The organism is Sulfoacidibacillus thermotolerans (assembly GCF_003144315.1).
GTDB classification, from domain to species: Bacteria; Bacillota; Bacilli; order Alicyclobacillales; family SLC66; genus Sulfoacidibacillus; species Sulfoacidibacillus thermotolerans.
Window position 1 is genome coordinate 66,890 of record NZ_MPDK01000008.1, and the last position, 26,559, is coordinate 93,448.

Genomic DNA, 26,559 nt, shown 5'->3' on the forward strand with positions numbered 1-26,559 from the left:
TATTCCTCCTCATAGATCTTCATTTATTCGTTACATCATTTACAGCGGGAAAGGTGCAAACCGTTCACAACGCTGAAATTTCCCCATTCCCGGCTTACCCAAAAACTGATCTCCATCGACAATCTTATGCCCGCGCAAAAACACATACCGCGGTTTCCCCATAACGGTCATTCCCTCGAAAATATTATTATCCACATTCATATGGTGCGTCGTCGCAGAAATTGTGCGCTGTACTTGTGGATCCCAAACCACGAGATCTGCATCAGCCCCCACCGCTATCGTGCCTTTACGTGGATATAACCCAAACAATTTAGCTGGATTCGCCGACGTTAAGGCAACAAATTGATTTAAGCCAATCTTGCCACTATGCACCCCAAAGTGATATAAGATCGCCATACGATCTTCAATCGTCGGTGAGCCATTCGGAATTTTAGAAAAATCATGACGTCCTAATTCTTTTTGACCTTTTAAATTGAACGAGCATTGATCAGATCCAAAAGCTTGTAACTCCATGTTTTTTAACTTTCCCCATAACACTTCTTGATGGTACTTTGCGCGCAAGGGAGGTGACATGACATATTTGGCACCTTCAAAATCGGGACGCTCATAGTCTGTTTCATCGCAGACTAAATACTGTGGACATGTTTCCCCATAGATTGGCAATCCCCGTTTTCTCGCATCACTGATCGCATCTGCAGCCTCTGCACAAGTAACGTGTACGACATAAAGTGGTGCACCTGCGATTTCTGCAAGTCGAATTGCGCGCGCCGTCGCTTCCCCTTCTGCTTCTTTAGGTCGCGTCAGCGCATGGTATTTCGGTTCAAATTGTCCTTTTGCTAGCGCCTCGCGCACCAAAACTTCAATTACATCGCCGTTTTCTGCATGCACCTGCACAAGCGCCCCAACTTGTGACGCCATGCGTAACACACGAAACAGTGTTTCATCATCTACCTGTAGATTATTTTTATAGGCCATAAAAACCTTAAAGGAAGTGATTCCTTCTTCCTCAACAATAAGCGGGATCTCTTCCATAACTTCGGGACGCATATCTCCAACCATGACATGAAAGGCATAATCAATTACAGCCTTTCCGTCAGCTTTTGCATGCCATGTAGCAACGGCGTTACGCAATGTGTCTCCTTTACTGTGTAATGCAAAGTCAATCACCGTTGTGGTTCCCCCAAAAGCCGCCGCGATTGTGCCTGTACGAAAATCATCTGCAGTCACGGTTCCCCCAAATGGCATGTCAAGATGTGTATGCGGGTCAATCCCGCCTGGAAAAATATAGCATCCAGCAGCATTCACGATCTCGTGATCGTCAGGAGCAATCTGTTGTGCAATCGCTGTAACGATGCCTCCTTCAACAAGGACATCTGCCTTGACGATATCGCTCGCCGTAACGACCGTTCCCCCAGAAATAATAATTCTCATCGTCATCCTCCCCTCTTCTCTGAGCGCATACGTTTTTTACTCCGATTTTTTGTCAAAACAATTCCTCAGCCGACATGAGCCGTTTTTATGATGTGACTTTCAAGTGGAATCATAGAGATACAATCTTCCACTGGACAGACCATGGCGCATAGATTGCACCCCACACACTCTGTCTCGTCAACAACTAAACGTTCACTTCCGTCACCATCAACCATTCGCAAAATGCATTGATGCGCGGCATCCTCACAAGCGATATAACATTTGTTGCAGTGGATACATTGCTTCTCATCAATGTGCGCAACGACTTTGTAGTTTAGATCTAAGCGACCAAAATCAGTAAAGCGTGCCACGGACGTACCAACGAGATCCATCGCAGATGCCATCTGATGACGATCAAGATATTGATTGAGTCCATCAATCATATCCTCGACGATCCGAAATCCGTGATGCATCACCGCCGTACATACCTGTACTGTCGTTGCCCCCATTCGCATAAACTCTGCTGCATCTTGCCAAGTAGCAATTCCACCGATTCCCGAAATAGGGACTGAAACGCTGGCATCACGCGCGCATTCAGCTACCATATTCAGTGCAATCGGCTTAACAGCCGGACCACAGTATCCGCCGTGTGCCCCTTGCCCAGCAACGTTTGGAATCGGATACCCCGTCTCTAAATCCACTCCGATCAAACTATTGATCGTATTAATCATGCTGACCGCATGAGCGCCTCCTTTCACAGCAGCACGCGCCGTATAGCGGATATCTGTAATATTTGGCGTGAGTTTCACAATGACCGGAACCTCTGCAACTTCAACCACCCACTCTGTCGTCATAGTCACTAAATCCGGCACCTGTCCGACTGCAGAGCCCATCCCACGCTCGGACATCCCATGTGGACAGCCAAAATTCAATTCAAATCCATCGACTCCCACATCCTGCACACGTTTTACCAACTCATGCCATCGCTCACGGTTGCAATCCATCATTAATGAAGCAATCAATGCATGGTGAGGAAATTGACGTTTTACCTCTCGCATTTCTTTGAGATTCACCTCAAGTGGACGATCGGTGATCAACTCGATATTGTTTATGCCAATCATGCGTTGTCCATTGATATGCAACGCGCCAAAGCGAGACGAAACATTCACAATCGGATCGCCAAGTGTCTTCCAAACAGCCCCTCCCCATCCCGCCTCAAAGGCGTGCATCCCTTGATACCCACTGTTTGTCGGTGGCGCCGACGCCAGCCAAAACGGATTTGGACTGCGTATGCCTGCCAAATTCACCACCAGATCAGCCATCTTCTCCCCTCCTAAAAAATCTGTTCTTGCGTTTCCCAGTAAGTAGCAAGAAAGCGATCCACACTTTTTGCGGCAATCTTCCCTTGTTCCGCCGCCTCGACAACCATGGCCTCTCCTGCCACACCCTTATCAAACGTAACATCACCTGCTGCAAAAATCTTTGGGTGACTCGTGCGGCAACCGTTATCTACACGGATCGCTCCCTCATGCTCAGATACACCGAATAAATCCGCTAATTCAGACAACTTTGTTTGACCAATGGCCCGTATGACCGTGTCTACCTCAACCGAGAACATCGAATCGGGTTTTGGTACAGCCAGCAAACGCCCCTCTACTTCCTTGAGTTCTGTTTCAACCAGTTCCATTCGCTGTACGCGCTGTCCATCTCCAACAAAGCGCAGCGGTGTACATTGAAAACGAAACTGTACCCCTTCTTGCTTCGCAAATTCAACTTCAAATGGGTAAGCGGTCATTTCTCGAGCTGTCTTGCGATAAAAGAGGGTAACTTCTTTAGCTCCTAAGCGTTTTGCACTTGTCGCTGCGTCAATCGCCGTATTCCCAGCTCCGATAATCGCAACCTTGTCCCCTATTTGCCCTGCATCTTCACCTGTTTTCACTTTTTCGATAAATTCGATCGCGTCAAGCACACCTGCCAGATCTTCTCCTTCAAGTCCCAACCTTGGCACTTTACCAAGTCCATAAGCCAGAAGAATTGCGTGATAAGAATGAAGCAATTCATCAACCGATACATCTTTCCCAACTACTGTATTCCTGCGTACGTGAACACCCAGGCGAACCACTTGCTCCGCTTCCCACAACGCGACATCCATCGGTAAGCGAAATGGAACAATCCCGTACGTACAAAGTCCACCTAACTTTGCTTTTGCTTCATATATCGTCACGTCGTGCCCCATGACAGCAAGTTCGCGAGCTGCCGACAATCCGGCAGGCCCGCCGCCGACGACAGCTACTTTCATGCCTGTTAGCGCACCTGGCACAAATAGTTCGACATCTCTTGCGCGCACAAAATCAGTTGCATATCGCTGTAAATCTCCGATGTGAATCGGTTCATCTTGTTCCCCTAAGACACATGCCCCCTCACACAAATCTTCTGTTGGACAAACGCGAGCACAACTAGCTCCTACAGGGTTCTCTTGTAAAATGACGCGCGCACTGCCCAAAACGTTATCTGTTGCAATTTTTCGTATAAAAGACGGGATGTCAATGTGTGTTGGACATGCTTTGACACATGGCGCATCGTAACAGTACAGACAGCGATTCGCCTCGCGCATCACTTGCATCCGCGTAAGTTCCCCATAGATGGTTTCATGCAAAGCAGAATTCTCTTCTTGTGCTTGCGCTAATCGCATCCGTACACACCTCCACTCTCTATCCTGTCATTCGCTCGGTCTTTCCTTGCCCGCCAGCGTCTTTCATAGTTCTGGATGGCGCTCATACACTTTTGCAAGTGCGCGGTCCAAGCGTTCTAAAGCATCTTCCACTTGCTCTGCTTGCACGATAAGCGGTGGAGCAATGCGCACTGCATTGCTATATAACCCCCCCTTACCAATAAGCAGACGTTCCTCTTTGGTATATTCAAAGAACTCATTGACCAAATCTGCGGCCGGCTCTTTTTCGCCGCGAACAAATTCCATCGCTTGCATGAGTCCTTTCCCTCGCACATCCCCGATGATTGGATATTTTTTCTGCAGCACTTCTAGACCATTTCGCAGACGATTTCCTTGCACTAAGGCATTCCCTACAAGATTCTCGCTCTCAATGACATCGAGTGTGGCTAACGCCGCACGCATGGTGACTGGATTGCCGCCGAATGTGGAAATTGTCGCACCAGTATACTTTTCACCAACTTCTTTTGTCGCGATCGTCGCACCAATTGGAATCCCATTGGCCATTCCTTTCGCAAAGGTCATCAGGTCCGGTTTCACTCCGGAATGCTCTATGCCAAACCATTTTCCTGTGCGCCCAAAACCCGTTTGGACTTCATCTGCGATGAGCAACCCCCCATACTTATGGGCAATTTCCGCAATTTCCGCAAAATAGAGATCAGGCGGCGTTATAAATCCCCCCACGCCTTGAATAGGCTCGACAATAACAGCCGCAATGCGACCTGATGTAGCAGTTAAAATCGTCTCCTCTAGATCTTTCGCACATTCCTTTGCAAACTCTTCTTCTGAAAGGTGGGTTTGGCTGCGAAAGTAATACGGATTACGCGCATGCACGATCCCTGGTACCCCCGCCAGTCCCATACGCCAGTTAGACTGACCTGTAAGTGACATTGCAAGTGCTGAACGCCCGCTGTAACTATGCCGTAAAGCAACAATCTCATGATGACCCGTTGCAATGCGCGCCATGGCAATTGCTGTCTCGTTTGCCTCGGTCCCACTAGAAGTAAAAAAGCTCATCTGCAAATCACCAGGTGTCAGCTTTGCAAGACGTTCCGCGAGTTCTACCATTGGCTCATTCACGTAGAGCGTTGAGACATGTGACATTTTGCTTAGCTGATCACACACTGCAGCATTCACGGTCGCATTGGCATGCCCCACGGAAACGGTCAAGATACCTCCAAAAAAATCTAAATATTCAACCCCATCCACATCATATAAATAGCATCCTCGTCCATGATCCATGATCAAAGGTTGCTGATAATAAGTAGATACACTAGGCACGAGAAATTGCCGTTTACGTTCGATCAGTGAATCGGTCAATCGTCACCACCTCCATGGGTATCACCTTGCTGTCTTTGACCTCTTTCACACTCCTAAAATAGCACGACAGACTTTTTGAAACATCGTACGAAATGTATGATTACATTACCCTATCATGTTACATCTCAATTTGCCGGTTTCGCTGTTTTATGTTAGATATATTGACATAGCGAATATCTTCTATATAATTCTTATCAAATCTCCTTCAATCATATGAAAGATTACGTCATTCTCTGGCAGTTGCTAAAAGAGTGTTAATGAAACACTCTTTTTTCCTCATAGTCTAATCTTTATTTTCATACTATTCACTAATTCGTTGATCATGAGATCTTTCGGTTAGATAGGGGGCATCACTTTTGTCTCGTGCGCCTTATGTCGCGGAAATTTTGAAGCGCCCCGTCTTTAAAACAGCACAACTCATCAGCGGAGTAAAAGGGATAAATCGCCAAGTGCGCTGGGTTCATATCTTAGATATCGAGCATCCTAGTAAGATGATCTACGGGGAAGAACTCATTTTGACGACCGGAAGCGGTTTTAGACGGAAAAATGATGCTTTGCTCCAGTATGTAAGTGAATTGATCGAAGCCAACGCTTCTGGGTTATGCGTAGAAATTGGCGAATATATTCCGGAGATCCCCCCTGCCGTGACTGCGATGGCCGATCAACATCATTTTCCACTTATTGTTTTTCATACAGAAGTCCGTTTCGTGGATATTACTAAAGATCTGCATGAATGGATCATTCATGTAAAATACGCACAATCTGAACAAGAACAAGCCATGCTACAAGAACGGGTTTGGGTCGAACAACTGATCAGTGGAGACAACGCCGACATCATGCGCTCTTTCACAGCAGTAACACACCCTTTAGTCTTTGGCGTACTCGCTATTGGGCTTCCTAGTCACTGCCTGCTAAACTCTGCGACAACATGTTCGATCAAGCCTGCGGAGTGGTTTAAAGTTACAAAATCTGCTTTTAAAAAATTCTTCCGCGACGTAGTAGTTGCCGTCGAAGCAGAGCGCATCATCGTCGTACTAGATCGCAGCAACCATTTTCATGTATGGGAAAGCATGGTGCGAGATGCGTGGCAACAACTTCAAACACTCGCTGCGCAACATTTGTTTTATGGGGAGCAACTCGCTGTTGGTGCTGGAATCATCGCACAAGATTCATACTCCATTGCCAAGAGCTACCTAACAGCCGTTGAAGCACTAGCAATCCAAAAAAAGATGGGCAAAGAAAACATCTTATTTTATGAACGCGCCGGTATCTATCGATACATTTCGCTATTCACAGATAACCACACACTTTTACAAATGGCGACGATTGATTTAGAGGTCATCGAAAACCATGATCGTAAATACGGGACCGATCTCTTAAATACTTTGCAAGTATTCTTGGATTGTGACCGTTCAAAACAACAGACGGCAGATCTGCTCTATATTCACCGTCAAACCCTCTATCACCGGCTTGAACAGATACGACAACTGCTCGGTACTGATCTTAACGACCCAATCCAACGTCTCGCTTTACATGTCGCGATCTATACAAGAAAATTCCATCTTATGTAATGACGGGAGGTTTTCCTACAAGGGGATCGTCCAAAACGCATTTTCAACGTATACTAGAGTGACCAGCATAAACAACTTGGAGGGTTTACTACTTTGCCAACATTCCCCTTATATCAACGCGAGATTCCTGTGAGCAGACTTGTGCTCGGCTGCATGGGACTTGGTGGTGGTTTCAATAAAAATCCAATTACCGCTGAACATAGAAGACAGGCGCACGAAGTCATAGAAACTGCACGATCCATCGGGATTAACATGTTTGACCACGCCGATATTTACGGCATGGGAAAGGCAGAGCAAGTTTTTGGCGAAGTATTAAAGGAACGCAAAGATCTTCGCGAGCAGATTTTCATTCAGTCAAAATGCGGGATTCGTTTCGCAGACGATTCCGGAGCACCCTCACGATACGACTTTTCCGAAGCACACATCATACATAGTGTCGAAGGGATCTTACGTCGATTGCAAGTTGATTCCATCGATTTTCTCCTCTTACACCGGCCGGATCCCCTCATGGATCCCGAAGAAGTGGCAAGAGCAATCGAGAAATTAAAAACCAGCGGAAAAGTGAAGTATTTTGGGGTGTCTAATATGAGTGCAGGACAAATACGCTTACTTCAGGCGTATTCTCCTGAACCTCTCCTTGTTAACCAGCTAGAAATGAGTCTCGTGAAAATCGGATGGCTTGAGACCGGTGTACACGTCAACCAAGAAGCAGCCCGAGATGACGTGTTTCCTGAAGGAACATTGGAATACTGTCGCCTTGAAAATATTCAACTACAAGCTTGGAGTCCACTCGCGCAAGGTTTGTTAACAGGACGCGACGTCACAAAGCAAAGTGAGTCAATCCGCACACTCGCATCGCTCGTACATCAGATGGCGTCGCAAAGAAACACCACTCCTGAAGCAATTGTTCTCTCTTGGCTGATGACTCATCCAGCCGGGATCCAACCCGTAATCGGAACAATAAATCCCGCGCGCATTCGCGCTTGTGGCGAAGCAACCCACCTTACTCTGACACGTGAAGAATGGTATACCCTTTATATCGCTTCGCGCGGGAGAGCTCTCCCGTAATCAATGAGACTTGTACAGACGGTACATCATTTACAAAGACAAAAAGATTGCAACATCCTGTAAAACTTGGATGTTGCAATCTAACGTCAAGAGTCGTTGAGAAGATCCCGACAGGCAACACGCTATTTTTCCTGAAAGATACGGCTTGCCAAAATATCCTCCGTTTCAATTCGCTTTAAATCAGCAACAGAGATCTCTCCCCCGCGTTTCACCAATCGATTAGCTTGGCGCAAACGAGCTCGATCTAGTGCATTGCGAACACTGCGCGCATTTGCAAATAGCGGCATTTGCATGCGCCGTTCGACATATTCGCGGAAAAGTTCACGAGCCTCCTCTGTCAATTGATACTGCTGTTGATCCAACATTAAATCAGCGATTTGTACGAGTTCATCTACATGGTAATCAGGAAAATCAATATGATGTGCAATTCTCGAACTCATTCCTGGATTCATCTTGAAAAATTCATCCATTCGATCTTTATAACCCGCTAAAATGACAACCAAATCATCACGGTTATTCTCCATTACCTGCATGAGAATTTCCAGCGTTTCTTGCCCGTAATCCCGTTCGTTTTCCGCTTTATAAAGATAATAAGCTTCATCGATAAACAGTACGCCACCCATCGCTCGTTTCAGCACCTCTTTAGTTTTTGGAGCCGTATGACCAATATATTGCCCGACGAGATCATCACGTGTCACTGCAACCAAATGACCTTTTCGTACATATCCGAGCCGATGCAAAATTTCCGCCATTCGAAGTGCAACGGTAGTCTTTCCTGTTCCCGGATTCCCCGTAAAGCTCATGTGTAAAGAAGGAGGCATGGCACTAAGTCCAACGCTGCGCCGCATGCGATCGATTAACAACAGCGAAGCGATTTCTCGAATGCGTGTCTTAACTGGAACAAGTCCGATCAGTTCACGATCTAACCGTTCGAGTACTTCCTCATAGAAAGTCTCCGCCATCACAGACGAAAGGTCTAATTTTGCCTCTGCAGCCAAAACTGATTCATTTGGCTGCTGCTCAGTGTCAACTTGAGTCATAAAAGAAGTCACCTCACAACATGGAATAGCAAGCGCCCGCTTCCTATACACGGGCGCAATGCTTAAAGCGCTAAATACGAACTCAGTTACTCTTGAAATCGTTCGCCATGAGGTTGATCCGCCGCATAAGAGTGAATCGTATAACGAATTTGCCGATCAGCCACCTCTTGCCGAATCAATCCAAATCCAGGATCATAATGTGGGCGATTTACAATGAAGGAGATAGCTGTCGTTTGTCGCCCGTAACTGCGATCATACGCATTTACACGAATATAGTAGTTCGGATAAGCCCTGCGACATTCGTTTACTTCGTAGAGAATGGAGGCAGGATCTTTTTGATCAAACATCGGCATCCCCCACATCTCCCAGTAAACATTACGGGGATGTGGATCATCGGTAAATTCGACACTCACAGGCCAATCGTTATTCAAAGCGTACTCAACCTGTAACCGAATCTCCTCATCCGTCAGTGGCGGTAGATAAGAAAATGTTCCTTGTGTCAGATGAAATGACATTCTGCATAAACCCCTTTCTCAATCTGTTGATCAAATTGATGGCGTTGGAATCGCATCTGGTGTATCTGTAGATTCATAGTTGAATGTGACATCTTTCCATACTTCCAGCGCAGCTTTGAGTGCTGGCGAAAAACGCGCGGCCTTTTCAAGAATCTGTGGCCCCTCATTTAGATAATCGCGACCTTCATTGCGCGCTTTTACCATCGCCTCTACAGCAACCCGATTCGCCGTGGCCCCTTGCGCGACCCCTTGTGGATGACCGATCGTACCCCCACCAAACTGAAGAATTACATCATCACCAAACATGTGCAATAATTGATGCATTTGACCTGCGTGAATGCCGCCGGACGCCACAGGCATCGTCCCTGGCATGGCCCCCCAATCTTGCTCAAAGTAAAGCCCAATCTGTGGATCGGCATCATACTTCATCCCTCGCAGTGTCTGATAAAATCCTGCTGTAGTCAGAGGATCGCCCTCCAGTTTGCCAACAACAGTTCCCGCATGAATGTGATCCACCCCTGCGAGACGCATCCATTTAGCGATCACGCGAAAGGAGACACCATGCGTCTTTTGACGTGTATACGTACTGTGACCTGCGCGATGTAAATGCAAGATCACATTATTTTTACGTGCCCACTTTGCCATTGACTGAATCGCCGTATACCCAATCGTCAAGTCAATCATGACTACTACACTACCTAATTCTTTTGCAAACTCTGCTCGCTCGTACATATCTTCCATCGTAGCTGCCGTTACGTTCAGATAGTGGCCTTTTATCTCTCCCGTAGCCGCTACTGCCTTATTCACAGCCTCCATAACGAATAAGAAACGATCCCGCCAACGCATGAACGGTTGAGAGTTAATATTTTCGTCGTCCTTCACAAAGTCAAGACCACCACGCAAGGCTTCATATACTACGCGTCCGTAGTTGCGTGCTGAGAGACCGAGCTTTGGTTTCGTAGTTGCGCCGAGAAGTGGCCTCCCGTATTTATTTAAATGTTCGCGCTCATTCACAATGCCATTCGCTGGCCCCTGAAATGTTTTCACATAATGAAGCGGAATCCGCATGTCTTCGAGGCGTAAACTTTTCAGTGCCTTAAATCCAAACACATTACCAATGATCGACGAGGTTAGATTTGCGATCGATCCCTCTTCGAAAAGATCAATATCATACGCAATGTATGTCATATATTGCTCTGTACCGGGAATGTTGTAAACGTAATACGCTTTCGCTTGATAATTCTCATAAGATGTCAAACGATCCGTCCATACAACCGTCCAAGTAGCTGTTGAAGACTCTCCGGCGATCGCTGCAGCCGCTTCGATGGGCTCAACCCCTGTTTGTGGGATAAAGCGAAACGCACAAATGATATCTGTATCCTTTGGTACATAATCAGGTTGCCAATAGCCCAATTCTGCATAAGGTGATACCCCTGCCGACCACCGGTCTTTATTTGGACTTAAAATTCCAGACATTTCGACAACTCCTTCGCTATTTTTATTCGCAAGAATAAATGCAACTTTTCTTAATTTGAGTATAGCAACTCCATTGTATAAGTAAAATTACAATTCGAGTCGCAATGTATTAGTTAAAACTAATACATAGTTGCCTTAAGAATCTCGCGAACCGTCTGTATGACGTGTTCCACTGAGAACCCGAACTCCGGGAGAAGTTGACTGGCTGGCCCAGAAGCGCCAAAGCGATTCAATCCAATCACAACGCCGTGATCACCCACATAACGCTCCCATCCCATCGAAACTCCCATCTCCACTGCTACCCTCGCCTTAAGAGCTGGCGGTAGAACACTTTCACGATAAGCCACAGGTTGTTGCTCGAACAATTCCCAGGAAGGCATACTGACTACTCGCGTTCCAATGCCCTCTTTAGCGAGTGCCAAATGTGCTTCGTAAACAAGTGAAACCTCCGATCCCGTCGCTAGCAAAACAACACGCAATCCAAGTTCTAACGGGCTATCTGCGAGTACATAAGCGCCGCGGATCACCCCATTGCGAGCTAATGTATGCGTGTCAGGAAGAACCGATAGTTTTTGTCTAGTCAAAATCAACGAGACGGGTGCATCTTTTACAAGGAGAGCATAACGCCACGCTGCACTCGTCTCATTTGCATCCGCTGGTCGAATCACCACCATATTTGGCATAGCTCGTAAGGATGCAACATGCTCGACTGGCTGATGCGTAGGACCATCTTCCCCTACCCCGATACTATCATGTGTCAACACATAGACGACCGGAAGTTTCATCAGTGCCGCCATGCGCATCGCAGGCCGCAAATAGTCAGAGAAAACTAAAAATGTTCCTCCAAACACGCGTAGTCCACTGTGCAATGCCATGCCATTTAAAATGGCCCCCATGGCATGTTCACGCACGCCAAACCAAATATTTCGCCCCTCGTAATGACCGGCCTGAAAGGGTGAGGCACCTTTGATCGTCGTTTCATTAGAAGAAGCCAAGTCGGCCGATCCGCCAATCAGATAGGGAATATGTTTGGCGATCAATTGGATCGCATTTCCCGATGCCTGTCTTGTAGAGTATTCTTCTGGAGCTTTATAAAACGGGAGATCACTCATCCACTCCTGTGTAATCTCTCCAGCAAGCATTTGTTTGAATTCTGATGCAATTTCTGGATAAGCAGCCGAATACCGAATAAATTGTTGTTCCCATTCTTGCCATGCATGACGATTACGCGCTTGCACATCGGAAAAACGCTGCCGAACAGGTTGCGGAACATGAAACTGCTCTGCATCCCATCCATACGCTTTTTTCGTCAGAGCAACTTCCTCTTTGCCAAGTGGAGAACCGTGTGCAGACGATGTTCCGACCTTGTTGGGACTGCCAAAACCTATCTGTGTACGCACTTCAATCAAGGTAGGTTGTTCTTCGTTGCCCCGCGCTTGCTCCACAGCCTCTGCAATCGCCACGAGATCATTGCCGTCCTCTACACGTAATACTTGCCAACCATATGCACGAAACCGTGCAGATACATCTTCCGTAAAAGACATCTTCGTCTCTCCATCAAGGGAAATGTCGTTTGAATCGTACAAAACATTTAATTTCCCCAACTTCAAGTGTCCGGCCAAAGAAGCCGCTTCTGCCGTGACCCCCTCCATCAAGTCTCCATCTCCCACGATCGCATAAGTATTGTGGTGAATGATTTCGAAATCTTTGCGATTGTAACGAGCTGCCAAAAACCGCTCTGCCATCGCCATTCCCACAGCATTCGCCAACCCTTGACCAAGCGGCCCAGTTGTCGTTTCCACTCCCGGTACGTGACCATACTCGGGATGACCTGGCGTTTTACTGTTAAACTGGCGAAAGTTTTTTAAATCTTCAAGCGTCAAATCATAGCCAGACAAATGCAGTAAACTATACAGAAGCATTGAACCGTGCCCTGCAGATAAAACAAAGCGATCGCGATTTACCCAAGAGGGTTCCTCTGACGTAATTCGCATGATTTTCGTCCACAGCACGTACGCCATCGGCGCTGCCCCCATCGGCAACCCGGGATGCCCTGAGTTCGCCTTTTCAATCGCGTCAATACAGAGCGTGCGAATCGTAGTAATTGCCTGTAAATCAATTCTGTCAAATCGCAAAAGACTCCCTCCACTCATCAAGATCAACTTTTGATAAGAAATCACTTTGGTTCGGGCTGTTTGCGGTCACTACTGTGACCTGGGTACAGCTTCGCGTTTGGATGGATGTATGTTTTCGCATTATTCACAGCAATTGGCGCCTCGCCAAAGCCACAAGTAATCAGTTTTAACTTGCCTGGATAAGTCACAATATCACCTGCCGCATACACACCTGGAACACTCGTCTCCATACGTGTATTCACGACAATTTGATTGTTTTCGATCTCCAGTCCCCAATTGACAATCGAACCAAGCGCAGCAGTAAATCCAAGTGCACTAAAGATCAGATCTGCTGCGAGTTCTTCTGTGTGTTTATCACGGTTGTCTTTTAAGATCACACCTGTGACAACGTCGTCTCCTTGAACACGCTGCAATTCAAAAAACGTTTTTATATTCACTGTAGAGTCACGCATTTGTTTGACTGACTCTTCATGTGCTTTAAATTGATCGCGCCTATGAACAAGCGTTACACTCTTGGCTACAGGTTCGATCATCAGCGCAAAATCAACCGCCGAATCGCCTCCACCAACGACGATCACATCTTTTCCTTTGCACATATCTACATTGGTGAGTTGATAATAAATCCCCCGTCCAGAAAATTTCTCTTCTTCGGCGACTGGCAAGCGCCGTGGTGTAAATGCTCCAATACCCGCAGTAACAATAATGGTACGCGAAAAGTGCGCTTTTCTATCTGTAATAATCTTAAATGTTCCATCATCCAGACGAATGAGATCCTGAACGGTTTCATTCAAGTGCACCGTCGGATGAAATGGTTCTATTTGAGCTAATAAATTTTGTACCAGATCACCTGCCTTAATCTTTGGATGCCCTGCGATATCGTAAATGTATTTTTCTGGATATAATTCAGCCAATTGACCTCCTAACTGTGGTAAACTGTCGATCATGTTCGTAGAAAGGTCGCGCATCCCTGCATAAAACGCTGCAAATAACCCCGCTGGTCCCCCACCGATGATCGTCGTGTCAAATACGTTTTCCATCTATCCCATCTCCCTTCCCTATTTAAAGCAACTTCGCCAAGCCCCTAAATCTCCACTGGACACGCGACACGAAGCGCTTCCATTGCAGCTTTGCGATCTCTCTTACCAAAGATGGAAGACCCTGCAACGAGCAGATTTGCTCCCGCGTGAACAATCGCTCCAACTGTTTCCGGCGCGATCCCCCCATCCACCTCAATGTCAATGTGGTCTGCGTGTTTGCGTATGAGCAACTCTCGCAATGCGGCAGTCTTTTCGACCATTTGCGGAATAAACACTTGACCGCCAAAACCCGGGTTAACCGTCATTAGCAAGATCATGTCTACATCCGGTAAAATGTGTTCTACTGTCGACAGTGGCGTTGCTGGTGTGAGTGCAACAGCAGCGCGCACATTGGCGCTTTTAATCATGTGTAGGATCCGTTGCACATGAGGCGTCGCCTCTACGTGAAAGGAAATCATGTCAGCCCCCGCAGCAATAAATTCTGGGACATACTTTTCTGGATCAGCAATCATCAAATGAACATCGAGCGGCACTTTCGTAAGCGGGCGAATCGCTCGAACAACAAGTGAGCCAATTGTAATATTGGGGACAAAATGACCATCCATGACATCTACATGAATCCAGTCAGCCCCGTGAAAATCCACATCTTTGATTTCTTCTCCTAATTTGCTAAAGTCTGCAGACAAAATGGACGGAGCAATCTGTACTCGCTTCACCGCGAACAACCTCCTATACCATCACCAGATTCGGTTTACGCGACATGAAGTGACGACCTTCAATTCTGCGCACAGTTCCAGTCAAAGCTCGACTGACAAGCGTTTGCGTCGTGACGATATCGCCTCCAACATAGCGAACGCCTTGCAACAAATCGCCCCTCGTGATCCCTGTCGCAGCAAAAATGGCATCGTCACTGCGAACAAGATCGTCCATCAGCAAGACTTTCGAAGGGTTTGCGATGCCCATTTTATGGCATCGCATGACTTCCATATCTGACAAGGGCGCTAAACGACTAACAAAATCACCGCCGAGACATTTTAATGCGACAGCCGACAAAACTCCTTCAGGTGCACCACCCCGACCATATAACATATCGATCCCCGTCTCTTCATAACAAGTACTGAGCGCTGCGCCTACATCTCCATCGGAAATAAGATGTACACGTGCTCCTGCCGTGCGGATCTCCTCTATTGCTGAGTAATGTCTTTCGCGATCCAGTAAAACCACAACGACTTCATCTATCCGCTTTCCGGTCGCCTTTGCCACTTCTTGCAAATTTTCTTTCATAGAAGCCGCCAAATGAACACGCCCACGCGCTTTAGGACCAACAGCAATCTTATCCATATACATGTCTGGTGCATGCAGAAGTGCCCCCTGCGGTGCAACAGCTAGGACTGCCATGGCATTGGCAAGACCTTTGGCGACATTCGTGGTCCCCTCAAGCGGATCAACCGCCACATCCACTACAGTTCCGTTGCCTGTTCCCAGCTTTTCACCAATATACAACATCGGGGCTTCATCTAATTCTCCTTCGCCAATGACTACCGTTCCCCGGATGTCTATGTGGTTAAAAATGGATCGCATAGCAGATGTAGCGGCCTGGTCAGCACTTTGTTTGTCACCTTTTCCAATCCATCGTGCTGCAGCAATCGCAGCAGCCTCAGTCACACGTGCTAGTTCCATGGTCAGACCGCGCATCAGCAGCCTCTCCTTTCAGTCTCATTCATCTAATGTTTCATGTAGAGGCATCCGCAACAAGATCTCCGCCACGAATATGCGATGCATCCATTTGTTCGCCAATGTAGCGCATAATATCGATCATCCGCAGGGAATACGCCCACTCATTGTCGTACCAAGCCATAATCTTGTACAAGTTGTTCTCGATCACCATCGTGCTCAGACCGTCAACGATCGACGAATGTGAATTACCTAGATAATCAATTGAAATAAGCGGCTCAAACGAGATATCAAGAACACCTTTCAAACGAGTTTGACTGGCGTAAAGCAATGCTTGATTGATTTCTTCCGCAGTAGCTCGTTTGTCAAGAGTCACAACAAAATCGACAAGCGAAACATCTGGCGTCGGCACGCGAACAGCGTATCCATTTAAGCGTCCCTTTAGCTCAGGAAATACTTCTGCAACAGCTCTGGCAGCTCCAGTCGCAGTAGGAATCAGTGATTGAGCAGCCGATCGGGCACGTCGCAAGTCCTTATGCGGGTTATCTAAAAGACGCTGATCACTCGTGTAGGAATGAATCGTCGTCATTGCTCCTTCACGAATACCAAATTCTTTATGCAATACATCGACAATTGGCGTTAGACAATTCGTCGTACAGGAGGCACCCGAAACCACGTCGTGAACCGTTGGGTCAAACAAGGTATGGTTTACCCCGTATACAATTGTCAACATTTTGTCTTTCCCGGCTGTACTAATCACTACTTTTTTAGCCCCGCCTGTAAGGTGTTGTGACGCATCCTTACTCGTTGTAAACGCTCCTGTCGCCTCCAGCACAACGTCGACGCCAAGCTCTCCCCAAGGCAGTTGCTTTGGATCACGATGATTGAGAACAACGATGCGCTTGCCATGAATCCACAGTGCATCGTGTTCCGCTTGAATCTGTGTTTCAAGACGGCCATGTGCCGAGTCATAGCGCAAGAGATGGGCAAGCGTCAACGGATCTGTAGTCGAATTGACTGCAACGAGTTCCACACCTGGATCTCTCATGGCTGCCCGCAACGCTAATCTGCCAATGCGGCCCATTCCGGAAATTCCGATTTTAACCGCCATAAATTCGACTCCTTCACAAAAGGTTCAAACAACGTTCACTTTTGGTAGAAAATTCAGACTTCAATAACCAAATGATCTGTACCGTCAAACTCTTTCAATTTTCCGCAAAACAGTTGTTGAGTTTCCTCATCTAGCGACTTTCTGCAAATCGCTGCGCCTCCATATTGGTGCCATGTGCCAATTCATAAATCATGTTGGCAACCAATAACTGGGATACACTAATTGGATCATAGTGCATTTTATCCAACTGATCATCCACGTACCGATTATTGCTGACCATATCAAGCAACGAGTGCATAGCCGATAGTTCTGTGTTTCCTTCAATACAAGCAATTTCCATCTCTTCGCCAGCAATTTGATCATGATAATGATCAGCAGCGATAAGGCCAAGACGCGAAGCAAGTACAAGCCACTTGACGAGGCGCCGCTTATTTCCGCGCATCCGTTCTGCTACGCGCACGCGAATCGGTTCTGGGTTGGCTTCTGTTGGCTCTTTTTTCAAGTCAGGTAAATAGTGGATCACCATGTCCGCCCAAGCTTTTTGCGGCTCAATGAACTTTTCCACATCGGGTCTCCGCCGTTCGATTTCTTCGAGTACTTGTTCTTCTGTATATCCGCGAGCCTCCGCATCACGACGCACTTTCCATTTAATGCGCAGTGAAATATCGGTATCAAAATAAATTTTTAGATCGAAAACTTCCCGTAGCTTCTCAAGATACAAGAGATGTAGACCCTCAACAAGAATCACCGTACGAGGTTCTAGAAGCTCCGATTCCGCAAATGTCCCTGTCGAATGGTCGTAGACAGGTTTCAAAATCGGCCGCTTTTGTTTCAACTGCCAGAGATGATCGATTAATAGTCCCAAATTATTTGCTTTCCAGGGATCAAGTGCTGTTACCCCAATTTTATTGCGCTCTACACGGTCTAACGAATGGTAATCATCGGTTGACATGACAGACACATTTTCTTCACCAAGAAGCTGTTTTAAATGCTCTACATAAGTAGATTTTCCGGCGCCACTATCGCCAGCAATCCCAATCAAAGTCACTCCTTTTCGCTGCATCATCCTATTCTCCCCTTTCGCATGCTATAATTTCAGTAAGCATTTGTTCAAATCTCGATTTTGCAAAAACGGGTGAATATTTTGAAACAATTAAATCTCAGACAGTTGCGAATCTTCCAGGCAGTCGTGCGTCATCTCAGCTTTTCCCGTGCAGCTGAAGAGCTTTATCTGAGTCAATCTGCAGTCTCTCAGCACATTCGACAATTAGAGGAGCATCTCGGCGTTGAACTCTTTGTTCAGGTGGGAAAAAACGTTAACCTCACAGAAGCAGGAAGTTATTTAATGGAATATGCAGATAAAATCTTTTCCTTGTTGTCAGAAACACAACAAGTAATGGACGATATCCGCGAATTACGCCGGGGCAGTCTGAAAGTAGCTGCTGATACAGCTGCGGGTGTTCACCTCGTCCCAACCCTGCTCGGTCAGTTTCACCATACACATCCTCTAGTAAAAATTAAACTCGAGGTGGCCAATAGAAGAACCGTTTTGCAGCGACTCCTCTGGAATGAGACAGATCTCGCTTTTATGGGTTATCCAGAGAATACCCCAGGGTTAACAGCGGATGCCTTTGCAGACAACGACTTAGTCGTCATCGCTGCTCCAGATCATCCGTTTGCAATTCGAGATCACATCACACTCGCGGAACTCGCAGAGGAACCGTTCTTGATTCGCGAGCCAGGATCAGGAACACGCATGACTCTAGAACGACATCTACTCAATTATGGAATTACGTTAAACATTGCAATGGAACTTGGCAACAATTCCGCGATCAAACAAGCTGTGGCTGCCGGCCTGGGAATTTCCGTGGTGTCACAGACGACCATTTTGCTCGAACTAGAAACAAAAAGGCTGGTTGTTTTGCCGGTAGAACATTTTCCCATCAAACGCAAGTGGTATGTGGTCTATTCCACACAAAAAACGCTTTCGCCCATTGTCGAAAGTTTTCGCAATGCCCTGCTGAATCATGAGTATAAATTCTAACACGAGGGATTTCAGGGTATTAGGACCATTATGCACGTTGATGACTACCAAACAATCGTATCTTCGCCCGAATCGTCTCTTTAATCGCAGCCCTCGCTGGCCCCAGATACTTTCTAGGATCAAACATTTTAGGAGAAGTTAATAAGACTTCTCGCACTGTACGTGTAAAAACATCCTGATTCTCCGTATTTACATTGATTTTTGCAACACCCAAAGCAATTGCTCGCTGGATGTCACTATCAGGTATTCCCGTGCCCCCGTGCAACACAAGGGGAATTTTAACCAAATCACGAATCTCATTTAGACGATCAAAATGTAGTTTGGGTTCCCCTTTGTAATGTCCATGTGCTGAACCGATCGCTGGCGCCAGCGCGTCAATGCCTGTTTCGTCGACTAAACGTCGCGCTTCCTCAGGAATAACCAGCATCGCCTCACGCTCATCGACAGACAAATCATCTTCGGCGCCAGCAATTCTTCCGAGTTCTCCTTCCACATCAATGCCCACGGCATGACACGCTTCAACTACTCGCTTAGTTTCTTGAATATTTTGCTCCAGTGGATGATGTGAGCCATCGTACATAATCGAATCAAATCCACTACGAATACATTTCATCACTAATTCAAAATGGGGGCCGTGATCAAGATGCAAAATCACTGGAACTGTCGCCTTCATCTTAGCGGCATTCGCCATGCCGATCAGATAATCCATGCCCACATATTTCATCGCGCCTTCACTGATGCCAAGGATCACGGGAGAACGCTCTTCTTCCGCCACTTCCACAATGGCCTGAATATATTCCAACCCATTTACATTAAATTGACCTACGGCGTACCCTTTTTGAAAACCGTCTGTCAACACTTCTTTAAAAGATGCTCTTGCTGGTACATACATGGTTACAATCTCCCTCCTCGACCTAAATCTCTAAGATTCCCTCTGTATTATACAGCGTTTTCATAGAAGATCATGGATTTTAAACCAAAACATATCATTTTTAGCTGTAATCCACCCTCCACAGTCACGCTGTGATATACAGATCCCTGTAAAGCTACACGTATAGTAACACAGCTGTTTTTTATAAGTAAAATGCGAATTAATCAATTTATCTATTAGTAATTACTTATCGATCAGACAAAGTTTTGCCATGAAAAATGCATCGCCTATCTTCACGATAAGCGATGCATTTTTCATGCAGCTAGTTATCGCGGCATACCGATCACGCGCTCAATTTCTCGATCTAATGTCTCAGGTCGTGTCACAAGCGAAACAAGAACAAAGGCAATCACTGCAAGAACGATTGCTAAAGTCGATCCAAAAAAGCCGCCAGGATTATAATTAGCTACTGTAAACCAAATAGAGGTAACCACGCCAACTGTCGCTCCTGCGACAGCTCCCTTCCCCGTCGCTCGCTTCCAATTTAGTCCAATTGCAATGCAAGGCACAAAAACAGAAGCAAGTGTAGACCATGCAGCTGCACCAGCAATACCAATCAAACTATTCCAGAAATAGGTTACCACAAGTGCAAGCACGATAACGACAAAGGTCATAACACGCCCGAGCAACAATCCTTTACGCGGAGTGAGTTGCACGCCAAAGGTATTTTGAATCAAATCCCGTGAAATCGCTGCAGCGCCGATGTTAGAGAATCCGTTAACGGTCGCCATCGATGCAGCTGCAAGCGCTGCAAAGGCAAGGCCAGCAATGATACTTGGGGTATAATGCAACAAAAAATATGGTGCTGCATAATTTGAACTGGCTAACGGCTTGACCTTACCTTCTGCTACTAAAGCCGCTAGGGCAAGTCCAGAAAGACTCATCAAGCCAGCAATGCCGTAGGTAATTCCGTTTAACATTCCTTGCCATTTCATTTTACGAATGTCGCGATGCACATAATATTTCGCCAACAAATGCGGTTCCCCGGAATGTCCAATCGAAAACGCGATTAGCCAAGCTACAGCACCAGCAAGGCCAATCCCTCCCATTCCTTGCGGCCACCATAACATAGCGTGTGCTTGCATTTTAGGATCAGGAGCATGCGCAAGAACACTCAACATATGATACGGATTCCCGACCACAACAAATGTGGCAATCAGCACTGCGATTCCAGCCAACATCTCCATCGCAAATTGAATGAGATCCGTCCATATTCCTGAAGCAATGCCTCCAAGAATTGTGTAAACCGATACGATCGCCGCCCCAATGAGAGCGCCTGTCCAAAACGAAATTGCAAACAAGGAAGAAAGAACTACTCCTAGCGCCATAAATTCCACCGATAAATAACCAAGCATACCAGACATAATACCAATAATGCTCAGCACGCGAATTGTTTTTTTTACAGAAGGATAGCGTAGGGCAACTGCATCTGGGATACTCAATACTTCACGAATCTCAGCAAGTGTTCGCATTTTACGCCCGACTAAAAACGCCGCGATCGAAAAGCCAAGAATCGCAATCACCTGTATCCACATTGCCGCAATCCCAAATTGATAGGCAAGTCCAGGGATACCCACGAGTCCAAATCCGCTCATGATCGCCGCACTACCAGAAATAATAGCAACAAGATAAGGGGCTTTTTTCCCTGCAATAAAATAATCCTCCTGTGACTTTGCCCGCTTACTCATATAGACGCCAATGACAAGAATAGCAATTAGGTAAATAATAACAACTACACGAACCATGGTAGGCGCATGTTGTAAATTTCCCACACAGTTCCCCCCTCATCTTTCAATTAAAGTGCATCCTTTACTCTCGTTTTTCTGCATCTCGTATAATCTCTTCCATTTCTGCATTGCCTCGATCAAATCGGCGGCTGTGAAACCAACCGGGAACCCACGTAAACCCCAACCAGCCAATTACGAGAAAAAGAAACCCCGGAATAGGACTCGGACTCACAAAACGCACCTCCCTTCTGCGAAAGCCCTTTCAGTTGAGTTATATGAACCTATGGCCAAAAAGTATGCGAACTCTTGTCTCTCCTTAGAGACGAAATTTTCATACATTTGTGCGCATCCGTTTTACCCATTTTGTTCCCCTAACCATTCGGATAAAACAGTTTGTGTTGCATTGCCGAGCGTGGGAGGGGCAAGTACATTTCCCCCTTGTTGCCTCCACGGAGAAACTGGCCAAGCAAGTTGCCCGAATACGGGATGCTGAGCATACAATTTAGGGCCTTGGCGATCGCGCCATTCTTCTGCCGCTGCTTCTATAGATTTAACAATCCCAACTGGCAGTTTTGCGTGGGCAAAGCGCGTGTGCCAATATTCTGCTCCTTCAGAAATCAATTGAGATTCGATTGCTTGATGTAGCTTATCTCGATCACAAACGCGCTTTTCATTCGTTGTCCAGTCCGATTTTACTGCCCACTCCGGATGACCAAGTACAGTAGCAAGACGCAAAAATTGTGCATCATCCACAGCGCCGAGAAGTAGTAGTTGATCCTTAGTTTGAAACACTTCGTAAGGAGCAATATTCGGGTGCCGTGAACCCGATGCCTGATAGACCGTCTCTCCCTGAAGATACATTAACCAAGGATGCGTCATCATCAAAGCACTGATCTCTTCTAAACTGATTGTTAGGTACTCCCCTTTTCCCGTCTTAGCTCGCATGTAAAGTGCTTGATAAATGCGGGCCACTACAGCCATCCCTGTCATCATATCAATCACAGCGACTCCTTGCCTTGTCGGTTCTGCTTGATTCCCTGAGCCCGTGATCGACATCAACCCACTTTCAGCTTCTAGAACTACTTCTAATCCAGAGTCCAATGCGCGGCTCGAATAATTTGGATAACTTCGTATGGAAACGTAGATGAGTTCAGGATGTTCCTTCAACAATTCATCTGGCCCCAATCCATACCGTTCCATCACTCCCATACGCAAGTTCTCAATGACTACGTCAGCCTTCAAGGATAAACGTCGAGCCACATCGCTCATCTCCGAATTTGTTAAGTCTAAACATATACTTCGTTTTCCGCGATTAAATGCAGCGAAATACACACTCTCCCCGTGAATAAAAGGCGGACCCCATCCTCTTGTTATGTCCCCACGGTCTGGGCGTTCAACTTTTACCACATCCGCCCCTGCATCTGCAAGCAACATCGTTGCAAAAGGGCCCGAGAGAACTTGAGTAAAATCTAAAACGCGAATCCCAAGTAATGGATGATCCATCAATCACGCCTCCTAACAAACTCTACAAAACAACGACAACCTCATAAATAAATATGAGGCAGAGAGTTTTGTTTTGCTTGTAAGTACTTGTAAGACGTGACGCATCGCTTATGCATTTTCCTGAATTTCTATCGACAAAGCGGTTCGATCTTTTCGATTGATGATCCAAACACCAATCATCATAAAAATCGTTCCAATAAATTGTCCAATCGTCAGCGTCTCGCCAAGTACAATCGCCGCTAACAAAAGCGAGGAGACAGGGACAAAGTACATAAAAACGGAAGCTCGTGAGGGTCCAATTTGTTTAACACCAAGATAATAAAACCAATTCGCAAACACACTCGGAAAAACTGCGAGGTAGGCCTGATCCACCCAGAAAGGCAACCCGACTTTAGCCCAATGGATGGTCATTATTTGTGGAAACGCAAGAATACCCAAAGCAAATGACCCAAAAATCATCGCATACGTAGTCACGAGAAAAGGATCAATTCGACCCGTCGTTCGTTTGCTAAGCAGTGTGTTAATTCCCCATAAAACAGCAGCGAGTAAGTAAAGAACATCTCCAAACAGTCGATGAGGATCATGAGGCAGTCGTACGAAGGCAATCGCAGAAAAGAAGATGATTGATCCAAAAAGAGTAACGACTAATCCGACCGCTAAATTCTTCCGGAATCGTTCTTTAAGAAATCCTACTGCCATGAGTACTGTAATCGCTGGACTCAAGGTTGGTATAATCATACTTCCATCTGCCGCAGGTGACTGTGCTAATCCCCAAAAAAAGAAAAGATTATATCCAGTAACTCCAATCAATCCGAGCACAATTGTATCAAGCCAAGCCGTTTTAGGAACCATTTTATAATGGGGATCCCGAAATTTTTGACCTATGATCATGACCATCCCCACAATCGCTCCCAAAAAAAAGCGTAGGAATGCCGCCACAAGAGGTGGGACAGATTCCTCAGCAACTTTAGAAAACACAAAAGCGCTACCCCAAAACAGACTGGTCATCAGGAGTAACGCATACGTCCCGATCATTCGATTGCTCTTTGGCTGATCCGACTTGCGTAACATCGAAGGCACCCCAACTCTCTGAATTACATCTTTCTCCTATTAACGCATAAAGTTCCTTCATAGGGCGAATCCAATTCTGTTTTAACATTCGAGTAACAAGTTCCATATTTTTTCGTTCAAACCCTTCAATAATCGCCGCATGTTCTACTACAGACTCACGAGCTAACGCCTCCGGCTGACGCAAAAACACGTACTTAAGACGTCGAATATGCATCTCAAGTGTAGATATGTAGGAAGCGACATACGGATTATCAGCGACTTCGATAATCACATTATGGAATTGCTCATCTACCTCCATCGCTCGAAATGCTTGCTGTTGATCCACTGCCCGAGCGAACTCTGCATTAATCCCCCGCAACAATTCAATTTGTTCGGAACGAATCAATGGCAAAGCAATCTCCCCTGCCAACACCTGTAAAGCTGCTAATGGAGGGTAGACTTTTAAAATGTCTTCCTGTTCAATCCGCGTCACTCTCGTGTCCCGTCCACGATGCATTTCAACAAAACCTTGCACCTCAAGAAGTTGCAATGCCTCTCTTACAGGGGTACGACTGACTCCTAACGCCTCTGCCAATTCTCCATCATTTAATTTTTCCCCTGGCTCTAGCGTCCCATCAATCACCCATCTTTGTAATTGAGAATAAACTCGCTCCCGCGCGGTCACCTGGGAAGGAGACTGAAATCCTTTGGGGATCGGCATTGTTCACGCACCTCCTGTGCATTTGAATGCAATATATTACACTCGAATGCAAAAATCAATGAAAAAATTCCTACTTTCAAACCATCCACGATTTTGTACTTTGCCCTTGTTGTCTCGCATATGAGTGAGTATCAAAAGTGCAAAATTGGGGGTACATAGGTTGTTCCAAGGAATTGAGATCTTCCTTTACTTTGAAATCGCTTTTATTTTGATTTTATTTCAATCTATTACATTATTTTATACGTTATATCAGACGGGAATTAGCCTCCTTGGAATGTTCAAAAGGCCCCCAAAAAGTTTACTAAGCCCTTTAGAAATGCGATATGCCCTCTTCATATGTGCACATAACGAAGAAAAAGTTGTGGGATATGCTGTAGATAGTCTAAACGCATTAGATTATCCAAAAGAATGGTATGACATTTATGTTATTTGCGACAATTGTTCAGATCACACCGCAGATATTGTTCGGGCACATGGAGCAATAGCCATGGAACGCACTGATCCTACACGCCAGGGAAAAGGGTACGGGATCGCTTGGATGCTCCATCAACTCTGGAAATTAGAATTACTCAATGATAAAAGATATGACGCGATTGCCATTTTCGATGCGGATAACCTAGTAGAAACGAATCTTTTGAATGAAGTGTCAAGTAAATTAAATGAAGGACATGAGGTCATTCAAGTTTATTTGGATAGCAAAAATCCAAATGATAACTGGATTACGAAAGCTTATGCCGCCTCATATTGGACAACAAACCGCGTTTACCAACTAGCGCGTGAAAATATCGGATTAAGCGCTCAACTTGGAGGAACAGGAACCGTGATGAGCAGCCGCATATTAAAAAAATACGGATGGGAATCAACTTCACTTACTGAAGATTTGGAATTCACAACCCGCTATGTGCTTGAAGAAAACAAACGAGTCGCTTGGGTTCATACGGCCAAAATTTATGACGAAAAACCTTTAGAAATGAAGGTTTCCTATAGACAAAGACTCCGTTGGATGAAGGGACACTTTGATTGCGCAACGCGTTATTCTACACTCTTACTAAAAAAGCTACTTCGCAACCCAAACCTTCTTACATTTGATGTCTTAGTGTATTTATGGCAACCAAGCAAGATCTTATTAACTCTCGGGAGTTTAGGATTCTCTCTCCTGTCCCAATTCAATCCTTTACCCCTCTTGATTCAAAATTGGGTCTTAAATCCCTGGATATGGGACGCAACCCTTTCCCTTTACTATGCCGTCTATCTCGTCGCCTTCGTTTTGGAGAAAAAATCTTCAAAGATCTTATGGTTCTTTCATAGCTATCTGTTTTCGCTGACTTGGATACCCATCATTCCCATTGCCTTCATTCAACGAAAAGAAAAGACATGGACACATACAAAACACACACGAGCTTTGAAAAAGGAAGAGATCACACTCTAGTTCAAAGGAGGTGATGTGAGTTTAAAACTTTGCACATCGTAAAACCATTTTAAAAAAAGGAGAGGAAAG

The 26,559-nt window shown here is 45.9% G+C and carries 23 protein-coding genes; 4 read left to right on the plus strand and 19 right to left on the minus strand.

Annotation, left to right across the window (positions count from 1 at the left end; translation table 11 throughout):
• Positions 1-39: 39 nt before the first annotated feature.
• The 4 genes from hydA to BM613_RS06570 form a co-directional block, all read right to left on the minus strand.
• Positions 40-1,431 (minus strand): dihydropyrimidinase, encoded by a 1,392-nt coding sequence (gene hydA, locus BM613_RS06555; RefSeq protein WP_109430371.1) that lies wholly within the window; start codon positions 1,429-1,431, stop codon positions 40-42.
• 65 nt (positions 1,432-1,496) lie between these two features.
• Entirely contained in the window at positions 1,497-2,732 is a 1,236-nt protein-coding gene (gene preA, locus BM613_RS06560) for an NAD-dependent dihydropyrimidine dehydrogenase subunit PreA (RefSeq protein WP_109430372.1), read from the minus strand.
• A gap of 11 nt (positions 2,733-2,743) precedes the next feature.
• A complete protein-coding gene (locus tag BM613_RS06565) occupies positions 2,744-4,102 on the minus strand; it encodes an NAD(P)-dependent oxidoreductase (RefSeq protein ID WP_109430373.1) in 1,359 nt (452 codons plus the stop codon).
• A gap of 63 nt (positions 4,103-4,165) precedes the next feature.
• Complete coding sequence (locus BM613_RS06570; RefSeq protein WP_219930650.1) at positions 4,166-5,458, minus strand: aspartate aminotransferase family protein; 1,293 nt, start codon at positions 5,456-5,458, stop codon at positions 4,166-4,168.
• A gap of 356 nt (positions 5,459-5,814) precedes the next feature.
• Here BM613_RS06570 and BM613_RS06575 point away from each other — a divergent pair, with 356 nt between their 5' ends.
• Both BM613_RS06575 and BM613_RS06580 read left to right on the plus strand, forming a co-directional pair.
• Positions 5,815-7,029, plus strand: a complete 1,215-nt coding sequence (locus BM613_RS06575) for a PucR family transcriptional regulator (RefSeq protein ID WP_109430374.1) — start codon at positions 5,815-5,817, stop codon at positions 7,027-7,029.
• A gap of 93 nt (positions 7,030-7,122) precedes the next feature.
• Complete coding sequence (locus BM613_RS06580) at positions 7,123-8,097, plus strand: aldo/keto reductase (protein WP_245926288.1); 975 nt, start codon at positions 7,123-7,125, stop codon at positions 8,095-8,097.
• 122 nt (positions 8,098-8,219) lie between these two features.
• On the opposite strand, the gene cbbX is transcribed toward BM613_RS06580, so the two are convergent.
• The 9 genes from cbbX to BM613_RS06625 form a co-directional block, all read right to left on the minus strand.
• Complete coding sequence (gene cbbX / locus BM613_RS06585) at positions 8,220-9,137, minus strand: CbbX protein (protein ID WP_109430375.1); 918 nt, start codon at positions 9,135-9,137, stop codon at positions 8,220-8,222.
• 86 nt (positions 9,138-9,223) lie between these two features.
• Entirely contained in the window at positions 9,224-9,652 is a 429-nt protein-coding gene (locus tag BM613_RS06590) for a ribulose bisphosphate carboxylase small subunit (protein ID WP_109430376.1), read from the minus strand.
• A gap of 30 nt (positions 9,653-9,682) precedes the next feature.
• Entirely contained in the window at positions 9,683-11,128 is a 1,446-nt protein-coding gene (locus tag BM613_RS06595; RefSeq protein ID WP_109430377.1) for a form I ribulose bisphosphate carboxylase large subunit, read from the minus strand.
• A gap of 119 nt (positions 11,129-11,247) precedes the next feature.
• Entirely contained in the window at positions 11,248-13,281 is a 2,034-nt protein-coding gene (gene tkt, locus BM613_RS06600; protein ID WP_109430424.1) for a transketolase, read from the minus strand.
• A gap of 23 nt (positions 13,282-13,304) precedes the next feature.
• Positions 13,305-14,300, minus strand: a complete 996-nt coding sequence (locus tag BM613_RS06605; protein ID WP_109430378.1) for an NAD(P)/FAD-dependent oxidoreductase — start codon at positions 14,298-14,300, stop codon at positions 13,305-13,307.
• 44 nt (positions 14,301-14,344) lie between these two features.
• Positions 14,345-15,016 carry a ribulose-phosphate 3-epimerase gene (gene rpe, locus BM613_RS06610; RefSeq protein ID WP_245926290.1) on the minus strand — a complete coding sequence of 224 codons (672 nt, stop codon included), beginning with the start codon at positions 15,014-15,016 and terminating at the stop codon, positions 14,345-14,347.
• Between the two features lie 13 nt (positions 15,017-15,029).
• Positions 15,030-15,998, minus strand: coding sequence for a class II fructose-bisphosphatase (gene glpX, locus BM613_RS06615; protein ID WP_109430380.1), 969 nt, complete (start codon positions 15,996-15,998; stop codon positions 15,030-15,032).
• Between the two features lie 34 nt (positions 15,999-16,032).
• Positions 16,033-17,085, minus strand: a complete 1,053-nt coding sequence (gene gap, locus BM613_RS06620; protein ID WP_109430381.1) for a type I glyceraldehyde-3-phosphate dehydrogenase — start codon at positions 17,083-17,085, stop codon at positions 16,033-16,035.
• 130 nt (positions 17,086-17,215) lie between these two features.
• Positions 17,216-18,151, minus strand: coding sequence for a phosphoribulokinase (locus BM613_RS06625; RefSeq protein WP_109430382.1), 936 nt, complete (start codon positions 18,149-18,151; stop codon positions 17,216-17,218).
• A gap of 57 nt (positions 18,152-18,208) precedes the next feature.
• Between BM613_RS06625 and BM613_RS06630 the strand changes: the two genes are divergently transcribed.
• A complete protein-coding gene (locus tag BM613_RS06630; protein WP_219930651.1) occupies positions 18,209-19,129 on the plus strand; it encodes a LysR family transcriptional regulator in 921 nt (306 codons plus the stop codon).
• Between the two features lie 28 nt (positions 19,130-19,157).
• On the opposite strand, the gene fba is transcribed toward BM613_RS06630, so the two are convergent.
• The 6 genes from fba to BM613_RS06655 all read right to left on the minus strand — a co-directional run bounded on the left by fba (position 19,158) and on the right by BM613_RS06655 (position 25,061).
• On the minus strand, positions 19,158-20,021 hold the full coding sequence (gene fba / locus BM613_RS06635) for a class II fructose-1,6-bisphosphate aldolase (RefSeq protein WP_109430384.1): 864 nt from the start codon (positions 20,019-20,021) through the stop codon (positions 19,158-19,160).
• A 305-nt stretch (positions 20,022-20,326) separates the two neighbouring features.
• Positions 20,327-21,832, minus strand: a complete 1,506-nt coding sequence (locus BM613_RS06640; RefSeq protein ID WP_219930652.1) for a sodium:solute symporter family transporter — start codon at positions 21,830-21,832, stop codon at positions 20,327-20,329.
• A gap of 37 nt (positions 21,833-21,869) precedes the next feature.
• Entirely contained in the window at positions 21,870-22,019 is a 150-nt protein-coding gene (locus tag BM613_RS14995) for a hypothetical protein (protein ID WP_181362925.1), read from the minus strand.
• A 122-nt stretch (positions 22,020-22,141) separates the two neighbouring features.
• A complete protein-coding gene (locus BM613_RS06645; protein WP_109430385.1) occupies positions 22,142-23,290 on the minus strand; it encodes a CaiB/BaiF CoA transferase family protein in 1,149 nt (382 codons plus the stop codon).
• Positions 23,291-23,398: 108 nt separating this feature from the next.
• Positions 23,399-24,361, minus strand: a complete 963-nt coding sequence (locus BM613_RS06650) for a DMT family transporter (RefSeq protein WP_109430386.1) — start codon at positions 24,359-24,361, stop codon at positions 23,399-23,401.
• Positions 24,276-25,061: a GntR family transcriptional regulator gene (locus tag BM613_RS06655; RefSeq protein ID WP_109430387.1), complete on the minus strand. Its 786-nt coding sequence runs from the start codon at positions 25,059-25,061 to the stop codon at positions 24,276-24,278. Before BM613_RS06655 ends, BM613_RS06650 begins: the two co-directional genes overlap by 86 nt.
• A gap of 160 nt (positions 25,062-25,221) precedes the next feature.
• Between BM613_RS06655 and BM613_RS06660 the strand changes: the two genes are divergently transcribed.
• On the plus strand, positions 25,222-26,490 hold the full coding sequence (locus BM613_RS06660; protein WP_109430388.1) for a glycosyltransferase family 2 protein: 1,269 nt from the start codon (positions 25,222-25,224) through the stop codon (positions 26,488-26,490).
• The last annotated feature ends 69 nt before the right edge of the window (positions 26,491-26,559 follow it).